Source organism: Pseudomonas sp. YY-1 (assembly GCF_002843095.1).
In the GTDB taxonomy this organism is placed as follows: Bacteria; Pseudomonadota; Gammaproteobacteria; order Pseudomonadales; family Pseudomonadaceae; genus Aquipseudomonas; species Aquipseudomonas sediminis_A.
In genome coordinates this window covers 104,216-113,549 of sequence record NZ_PJLX01000018.1, presented here as the reverse complement: position 1 = coordinate 113,549, position 9,334 = coordinate 104,216, and the positions used below count along the sequence as shown (strand labels likewise).

General features: G+C 63.9%; 3 protein-coding genes. All 3 read right to left on the bottom strand.

Annotated elements, in window-relative coordinates; translation table 11 throughout:
* Positions 1–124: 124 nt before the first annotated feature.
* The 3 genes from recD to recC are packed head-to-tail and all read right to left on the bottom strand — an operon-like array spanning position 125 to position 9,191.
* Positions 125–2,155 (bottom strand): exodeoxyribonuclease V subunit alpha, encoded by a 2,031-nt coding sequence (gene recD / locus CXP40_RS21310; RefSeq protein WP_106735352.1) that lies wholly within the window; start codon positions 2,153–2,155, stop codon positions 125–127.
* Complete coding sequence (gene recB / locus CXP40_RS21305; RefSeq protein ID WP_106735351.1) at positions 2,152–5,781, bottom strand: exodeoxyribonuclease V subunit beta; 3,630 nt, start codon at positions 5,779–5,781, stop codon at positions 2,152–2,154. Before recB ends, recD begins: the two co-directional genes overlap by 4 nt.
* A complete protein-coding gene (recC, locus tag CXP40_RS21300) occupies positions 5,778–9,191 on the bottom strand; it encodes an exodeoxyribonuclease V subunit gamma (protein ID WP_106735350.1) in 3,414 nt (1,137 codons plus the stop codon). The genes recB and recC overlap by 4 nt, the downstream gene beginning before the upstream one ends.
* Positions 9,192–9,334: the final 143 nt, after the last annotated feature.

Here is a 9,334-nt window from a genome sequence, read left to right as displayed (position 1 = left end):
GCAAGCCCTTCATTTAACTTAACTCATTGATTAACAAGAAGTTTTTGAAGCGCTTCATCGCTGAAGTGGCGCGCATTCTACCGTCAGCAGAACGTGCGTCAAGCTTATATTTCAGTTTTATTGCTCAAAGCGCTTCAAGCGCCTCACGCAGGCCACTCCGCCGCTCCACTCGACGCTGTACGGCCTGCTCGAAGATACCCGCACGGCTTTCAATGAGGCTGAACCAGTGGCGGGCCCGCGTGATACCGGTGTAGATCAGCTCCTTGGTCAGTACCGGGTTGAGGCTATCGGGCAGGATTAACGCGCAATGGCTGAACTCGGAGCCCTGCGATTTATGCACGGTCATGGCGAACACTGTTTCCACAGCGCTCAGGCGACTGGGCAGGATATGCCGCAACGTGCCACTGCCGTCATTTCGTGGAAAGACTACCCTCAGCACCTGGCGTACAGGCGCGCCGGGAAACTCTGGCGGTTCCGGCAAACGCAGCGCGATACCAATGTCGCCATTCATCAGCCCGAGGCTGTAGTCGTTGCGCGTCACCAGCACCGGCCGACCTTCATACCAGCCATGTGCCTGCTCCAGCAGACCACGCAGTACCAATGCGTCAGCGATACGCTCGTTGAGCGCCTCCACACCCCATGTACCTTTGCGAACCGCACAAAGCAGCTGGAACTGATCGAATGCCGCCAGCACCTTGCCGGCCCAACGATCCCAGGCTTGTGAATCAGCCTCGGGAGCGGGACGCTCCATCTGCATCGTCTGCAAATAATGCGCATACCCCTGAGGACGAGGTTCACCGCTGCCCTGCCCGTCTGTCAAGAGTCGCTCCAGCGCACGATCCTGCTCGCCAGACAAACGCAATACGTGCAGATCGTCCGAACCGGCTACCAGGGTCGCTCGCGCCGACTGTGCATCGCCCAGGTTCACTGCTCGCGCCAGACGACCGATGCCCGAGCCGCTACCGAAACGACGCGAGTGACGCAGCATGACGATGTGCTGTGCAAGTGCCTTGTTACCGGATACCAGCGCCGGATCGTCCAGCCGCTCGCCCGTCTGGGTTTCCAGCCACAGGCGCGTCGCCTCGCTGTAGCCGCCGCTTTCCGCCTCTCGACAGAGATCACCCAGTACCGCACCGGCCTCTACCGACGCGAGCTGATCCTTGTCGCCCAATAGGATCAGACGCGCATGTGCCGGTAGTGCGTCCAGCAGGCTGGACATCATCTCCAGGTCGATCATCGATGCTTCGTCGACCACCAATACGTCCAGCGGCAAGGGGTTGGCGGCATCGTGACGAAAATGGCGGCTGCCAGGACGGCTGCCCAGCAAGCGATGCAGTGTCGTCACCAACGTCGGAATCTGCTCACGCACGCGCTCGTCCAGCGCCAGGGATTGCACTTGCGCACCGATGGATTCGGTCAGGCGCGCGGCAGCCTTGCCGGTAGGCGCCGCCAGGCTCAGGCGCAGCGGTTCACCAGTGGCCATGGCAGCTTCCTGCAACAATGCCAGCAGGCGCACCACCGTGGTCGTTTTGCCGGTTCCAGGCCCCCCGGTGATCAGCGTGAAGCGCCCCTGCGCGGCCATCGCACAAGCCAGCTTCTGCCAGTCGCTCTGGCGCTTGCCGTCAACCACCAGCGCATCAGGAAAGAGTGAGGCCAGGCGCATGGCCAGTTCGGACGGCGCTGCGGCACTCGCCTGCAGACGCCGAGCGATGTTGCCGGCTACCTGTCGTTCATAGCTCCAGTAACGCCGCATATATAAGCAGGCGCCGCTGAGCACCAGCGGCGCACCTTCGGCCTCAAGCAGCGCACTGCCGGCACAGGCCGCCAGCCAGGACTCCAGGCTTAGCCCGGCCAGCACATGGGACGGCAGAATCATCGACTCTTCCGCGTCATCCCCCTCCGGCGGCAGGGACAGGGTGAAGTCCGGGTTGACCAAGGTCGCCGCTATATCCAGACAGACATGCCCCTGGCCCAATTGGTGACTGGCAAGTGCGGCGCCGAGCAGCAACAGGGGCGAAGCGTCCGGATCCAGCTCGGCGAACAGCTGCGCCAGCGCGCGATCCAGTTCACGCAGCCAGCCGCGCTCGCTCCATATAGAAAGCAAGGCAAAGAGTTCGGCGCGATCACGCAGCGCCGGCGCAAGGGTCGTACTCATGCTGCGCCCTCCCCGGCTTCGCCCCTGAACAGCGCGTCCAGTCGCTCGATCAGCTCACGCGGCGGCCGTGCCAGATAAGCGCCCTGCTGCGGCGCGCGCAGGAACAGGAAGAGCGCGCCCCCCACATGCTGGTCATAGTCATAATCCGGAAGGCGCAGACGCAGTTGCCGGTGCAGCGCCAGCACATAGAGCACGTATTGCAGATCATAACGGTGGCTGGCGATGGCCGTTTCCATCGCCTCGTGGGTATAGGCGCTGTCGTCGCTACCGAGCCAGTTGGACTTGTAATCCGCCACGTAGTAACGCCCCTGATGTTCGAATACCAGATCGATGAAACCTTTGAACATGCCGTTGAGGGTGTCAGCCCGCAGCGGCTGCCTGGCGATACCCGGCAACTCGCACTGCTGCACCCACTGATCCAGCAGCCTGACATCGACCCCACGCGCTTGGAACCAGAACTCCAGCTCGGGCTGATATTGCGTCAGTTGCGCCAGCACCACGGCATCCGTGCCGGTCAGCGGGAGCGGTTGAGTCAGAAGCGCCAGCAACCAGTCCAGCAGCGGATCGATCCAGTTTTCCAGGCCGCGACGCTGGCAGCGCCTGGCTAGAGCCTCGCGCAATCTAGAAGGTTCCTGCGCCAGCGCGGCGAAGCCTTCCTGCGCCGCCATTTCCAGCAGGCCGTGGAGGAAGGTGCCGGGGTTCGGCCCGCGCGGAAAGCGATGCAGCCCCTGGGCGGATGCCGGCAGCGGCGCCAGGGCCAGCAACGGGTTCTCGTCGTCGATGGCATTCTGCATCGCCGGGCTGTCGGGCGCGGCGTCTTCATGGCGACTGACCTGGCTAGGCGCATCCTCGTCCAGGCGCAGCGCACTGTAGGAGGCGATCCACCAATGCTCGGCGGCGCGTCGTGCTGGCGTACGCCAATACGGCTCGAATCGCTCATCGTCGATCACGCGATAGCGCTGCTCGCTGGCGGGCGGCACTGGCGCGACGGTGCTCTCATGCCCACAGGCAAATGGCGCGAGCCAATCAACGAGTGCGGCACTTGCCACCAGAGGCTCGCCACCACCAAGCAGGTAGCCGATAGCCGACTCATGCAGACGCGACTTCTTGCCGTTACCGATCTTCAGATCCGCCACGCCCAGCCAGCAGGCATGGCGGGCACGGGTCAGCGCCACATAGAGCAGGCGCAAGTCTTCACCCAGACGCTCACCCTCGGCGCGCTCCAGACTGTCCTCATCGGCCTTGAGCACCAGTCGGCGGCGTTCGCCGTCATGGATCTGCAACGGTTTCTTGTCATCCACCGGGCGGAAAGCGCAGATGAACGGCAGGAACACCAGGGGATACTCCAGGCCCTTGGATTTGTGGATGGTCACCACGCGCACCAGCGCTTCGTCACTCTCCAGGCGCAACACCTGCTCGTCGGCAGCCTGCCCCTCACCCGCCAGCAGTTCGCTCAAGTGCCGAATCAGCGCCAGCTCGCCATCAAGTTCAGCGGCGGCCTGCTGCAGCAATTCAGCCAGATGCAACAGATTGGTCAGTACTCGCTCGCCATCGTCACGCCCCATCAGCCGTTGCGGCAGCTCGAAGTCCTGTAGCAACTGACGCAGCATCGGCAGCACACCCTGGCGCTGCCAACGCTGACGGTAGTCGCGGAACTGCATGACGCGGCGCTCCCAGGTGCGCTCGTCGAGGTTAAGCTGCTCCAGCTCGACCAACTCCAGCCCCAGCGTCGCGCTGGCCAGCGCTGCGCGTAGCGGGCGATCCTGATCAGGCTCGGCGCAGGCACGCAGCCACAACAGCAGATCGCGTGCTTCCTGGCCGGCGAACACCGAGTCCTTGTCGGAGAGGTAGACGCTACGCACTCCGCGCGCCGACAGCTCGCCGCGAATGGCCTGTGCCTCATTGAAGTCGCGCACCAGCACCGCGATGTCGCTGGGCCGCAGAGCACTGAGCGCACCCTCCTTGCTAAAGCCGGCCTGCCTGCGCTGGCCCAGATCCAGCAGACGAACGATCTCACTGGCGGCACCCGCCGCCATGGCATCCAGATAGGCGCCTTTGGCAACCGGCTCGTCGCTCTCCAATTGCCACACCGTCAGGGCTGGTAGCGCCTGGCCGTCGACACTCCAGACTTCGCGTCGACCTTGCGCGCCCACCTCGATAAAAGGCAGATCATCGCGCAGCAGAAACGCACCCTCACCGCCCTCGCGCTGCTCAGCCCTTAGGAAAACGCCATTAACGGCATCGACCATGGACTGGCTGGAGCGGAAGTTCTTTTCCAGGTTGTAGTGGCGGCCGACGGTTGCACGACGCGCGCGCAGGTAGGTGTGAATGTCGGCACCACGGAAGGAATAGATGGCCTGCTTGGGGTCACCGATCATGAACAGGCCGCAGTCGTCGCGATTGGCTTCGACCTCGTAGAGCGTATCGAAGATGCGGTACTGCAGCGGGTCGGTGTCCTGGAATTCATCGATCATCGCCACCGGGAACTGGCGGCGGATCACCTCGGCCAGGCGCGGGCCGTTGCTGCCCTGCAGGGCAGCGTCCAAACGCACGAGCATGTCGTCGAAGCCCATCTCCGCGCGCTGGCGTTTCTCCCAGTCGAAGCGCTGGCGAACCCAACCCGCCGCGTGGCGCAAAGCCGCGTCAGCGGGATCAGGCAGCGCATCGAGTTGCGCCTTGAGTACAGCCATGGCATGCAGCGCGGGATGATCAGGCGCCTCGCCCTTCCAGGCTTCGGCCAGGCCGTCGGGGGTCAGGCGAGTGAAGCCTGTGCCCAGATCGAGACGCGGCTCTTCGCCGCCAGCCCACTCGCGCAACTTGGCCAGCCAGGGGTTGTAGAAGCGCGCCTGGATTTTCTTGCCGTCCACCTGCTTGGCCGATACTGCAGCGTCCAGCAACAACTGCAGCTCATCGGCCCAGGCTAGCCAAGGCGACTTGAGCTCGACCAGCGCCTGATCGCGCTGCTGCAGCGCGTGATCGAGCAACTCGCTCAGCGACTGCGTCGCCCCCTCACTCTCCTCCCCAAGCAAGGGACGCAATCTGGCGCCAAGACCGTCGGGAGTTCCCCAAACGCTCGCGACCCATTGCAACGCAGGCCCCTGCAACGGATAGCAGTTCTGCCTCCAATAGTCGCGCACCACCTCGGCCAACAGTTCGCTGTGGTCGGTCTCCAGGGTCTGGCTGAACAGGCTGCCGCTGTCGAAGGCATGCTCACGCAGCATGCGCTGGCACCAGCCGTGAATGGTGGACACGGCGGCCTCGTCCATCCACTGCGCTGCCAACTCCAGGCGGCGGGCGCACTCGTCCCACTGCGTCTGGGCGAAATCCGCGCGCAACTCACGCAGCAAATCATCACCTTGCGCGTCGCCACGAAACACAGTCGCCGCCTCGACCAGGCGCGCGCGAATTCGATCGCGCAGTTCGCGCGTGGCCGCATCGGTGAAGGTCACCACCAGAATCTGCGGCGGTAGCAACGCCTCGCGGAACGCGGCGTCGCGGCCATGGCCGAGAATCAGCCGCAGGTAGAGCGCGGAAATGGTGAAGGTCTTGCCCGTACCAGCACTGGCCTCGATCAAGCGGCTGCCGTGCAGGGGAAACGTCAGGGCCAATGGGCGCTGCTGGCTCATGCTGCGTCCTCCTCGAGCGCCTGGGGATGACTGTCGAGTAGCGACTGGTAGAGCCGCTCGCTCCATGCCGGAAACTCACCATCGGTGGTAAGCGCGGCGTAATTCGGGAACTGCCTGGCCAGACTGGCGCTGCCCTGAACTTCACCTGTGAGGTTGTAGCTGCCCTCGTAGACACCACGGGCCTTGTCCTCGTTGTTGTCCTGCAACCAAGCCAGCGAGGTTTTCAGGGCGACCGGCAGGGGTGCCTGCATGCCGGCGCTCCAAGCTTGCAGCCAAGTGGTCAGTACACGGGCTGCGTGCTCCGCAGGTAGTGGCTCGAACGCCAAGCTGCGATCCTCGCCGACCAGCAAGGTGGTCAGCGGCACACCACAGGCCGCGGCGATGACGTGCAACGCATAGGGCCGCAGCAGACGATGCCATTTCCAGCTCTTGTCTTTGTGCAGTGCACCCGGTAGCAGCTCCAGGCGCGCCAGGCTGCCATCGGCCTTCTGCCTCAACCCGGCGAGCCAGCCATCGAGTTCAACACCGGCTGCACTGAAGAGCAGACGCTGTGGCGACTCGACCGGAGTCGGCCAGCACAGGCAAAGCCCCTGATAACGCCGCAACTGCGCCGGCAGCGGCTCCAGCAAGGCGTTGCGATACTGTTCGCCAAAACCAGCCAGCGGCAGGACACCACTGCGCTGCAGGCGATCAGCTGCCGCCCTCAGTGCATCGTCGTGGTCCCCGTCGCCTGCTACCGCCGCCTTGAGCAAGGTTTCCTGCAACTGGTAACGCTGCAGGCCGTCGAGGGCGAACGGTTCACTGTCGAGCTGCGCCTGCTCTTGTTCATCGAGAAACACCTTGAGGCGGCGGGTGAAAAAACACTTCACCGGGTCACGCAGAAACGACTGCAACAGTTCGGGCGTGATCTGTTGCCCCACCTCCCAGGCCGATAAGGGCGCAGCGCTCTCACCCGCCAAGGCCTGGCCATGCAGGGCGGCCCACTCGTGGGCATAACTGAACAGTTGCGCCTCGCCATTGAAGTACCGGCGACTGAAAGGCTGCAAGGGATGCTCGGTGGTCAGGCCATGCAGAACGTCGCCGCCATCGGCCAGCGTCCAGGCACTGCCAAGGTGGTCGCGCAACTGGCCGACCAACACGGACGGCGGGCGCTCGCTGTTGTCGCGAATGCTGCGCCCTACCCAGCTGATATAGAGACGATCACGTGCTGCCAGCAGTGCTTCGAGCAGCAGATAGCGATCATCCTCGCGGCGTGAGCGGTCACCGGGGCGGTAATCACCGGCCATCAGATCGAAATCCAGCGGCGCCTGACTGCGCGGATAGTCGCCATCGTTCATGCCCAGCAGGCAGACCTGACGGAACGGAATCGCGCGCATCGGCATCAGCGTGCAAAAATTAACCGCACCGGCGAGAAAGCGCTGACTCAGCCGCCCCTGATCGAGCCCGCCGAGCCAGGCTTCGCGCACCACTGGCAGAGTCAGCGCTTCGCCCAGCGTCGCAGCCTCGCACAGCTCCAGCCAGGCATCCAGCGCATCGAGCAACTGAGTCGTGAGCACGTCTTCGCGGTCGTTTTGTGACAGGAAGAAATCGTCGAGCACGCTGCGCAAGCGTAAGCCCCACTGCACCGGTGTGGCCGGCTCACGCATTTGTTGCAGGTGGCGGTCGAGGGTTTCCAGCAGGCGCGTTACCGGGCCGATCAATGCAGCATCGAGCCCGCCGATCTCGTCGTAAGGTTCGATACCGGCAAAGGCGTCGGCCGTGCCCACTGCATAGCCCAGCAGCATGCGCCGCAAGCCGAAGCGCCAGGTGTTCTGCTCCAGATTCTCGCCGAGGCCCAGCGACTGCCGCTGAGTCGCGTCCAGCCCCCAGCGCACACCGGCACCCTCCAGCCAGCGGCGCAACGTGGGCAGCTGATCCTCGGCAATGGCGAAGCGTTGACGCAACGCGGCGACATCCAGCAGATCGAGAATCTCACTGACGCTGAAGCGGCTGTCCGGCAGACGCAGCAAATGCTCCAGCGCGATGATCATTGGCTCCTTACCGCGCAGCCCCTGGTCGGCCAAGGTGAAGGGAATGAACCGCGGGTCGTCGCTGGCGAACTGGCCGAATACGGCCTGAATATGCGGTGCGTAGGCATTGACGTCCGGCACCATGACGATCACGTCGCGCGGCCGCAGCGTGGCATCCTCGCTGAAACTGGCCAGCAGTTGATCGTGCAACACCTCCACCTCGCGCTGAGCGCTGTGGGCGATATGAAAGCGCAGCGAATGATCACGCGCGGGGTCGACCGGCAGCCAGGTGCTGCGCGTTTCCGCCAGCGGACGCAGGTCGAGGATATCGTTCTGTAGTTGGCCAAGCAGGCTGTTCTCGTTGGCCGGGCTGAACAGGTCGATACGGTCGAACTGCTCGCGGTAACGCTGCGGCTCGTCGTACTGATCCAGCAAGTTGATGTAGTCGCGCCCCTGCTTGCCCCACGCCGCGAGCAGCGGCTGCCCGTGCTGGTGCATGTCTTCCTGCTCGAACAGGCCGATCTGGGCACTTGGTTTTCCCTTGCGCTGCTGACGGCGGTATTCGTGGCGCAGCAGATCCTTGTCTTCGACGATATCGCCCCAGTGGTGCTGACAAGGGTTGTGCACGTAGAGCATGACCTGGCTGAAACGCGCCATGGCCGCCAGCGCCTCCAGCACCTGGGCCGGCAATGAGGAAATACCGAAAACGGTGATGCGCCGAGGCAGCCCAGGGGGCACTGCATCCAGCTCGCCCATTCGCGCGACGAAGCGCGGATGCACGCCAGCGCGACTTCCAGCCAGGTGCTGCTCGCCAACGTCCGCCAGCAAGGCACGCCACAGTGCGGGTTGCCAACGGGAATCGCCCTCCAGCACCCTTTCGCCACTGCGCGAGGTACGCAGACGATCATGTCCTGCCGCCCAATCCGCCAGCCAGTCGGCGCGATAGACCTGGTATTGATCGAGCAGATCGGCCAGGCGCTCGGCCAGTTGGTGGCGCTTGCGCAGGTCCTGATCATCAGCAAGGAAGCGGCGCAGCGGAGCGAACGCCTCCTCGGCCAGCAGGCCCGGCAACAGCCGCATCAGACGCCATGTCAGCGGTGCCTTGTCCAGCGGCGACTGCTGCGGAATCGCATCCTTGCCCAACACGTTGCGGTACGCCTGCCAAAGAAAGCGTGCAGGTAGATCGACATCCAGCGCCGCCGCGATACCGCAACCATCGCGCTCGGCCAACGCCAGCTTGAGCCACTGGGAGATGCCATTGCTCTGCACCAGCAGCACCTCGTTCTCCAGCGGCCGTAGCGGATAGCGCCGCATCCACTGCACCGCTAGCGCACGCAGCTCTTCGAGGTGATTACCATGAATGACGATAAGGCCGGGGGACAGCTCCGGGCTGGCGGGCATCGACTGACTCCTGTCGAAAATCGAAGCGCAAGTTTGCCAGCATTTGGCGACAAGGTGCGTCATCAACGGCTATGTCACAAACGACCTGAAGCATTTGAGGCCGACCCAAAACGAAAAGGCCGGTCAACGACCGGCCTTGGTGG

Coding starts and splice junctions, on each gene's coding strand:
- recD (WP_106735352.1), bottom strand. CDS start 2,155: ATGAGTACGACCCTTGCGCCGGCGCTGCGTGATCGCGCCGAACTCTTT.
- recB (WP_106735351.1), bottom strand. CDS start 5,781: ATGAGCCAGCAGCGCCCATTGGCCCTGACGTTTCCCCTGCACGGCAGC.
- recC (WP_106735350.1), bottom strand. CDS start 9,191: ATGCCCGCCAGCCCGGAGCTGTCCCCCGGCCTTATCGTCATTCATGGT.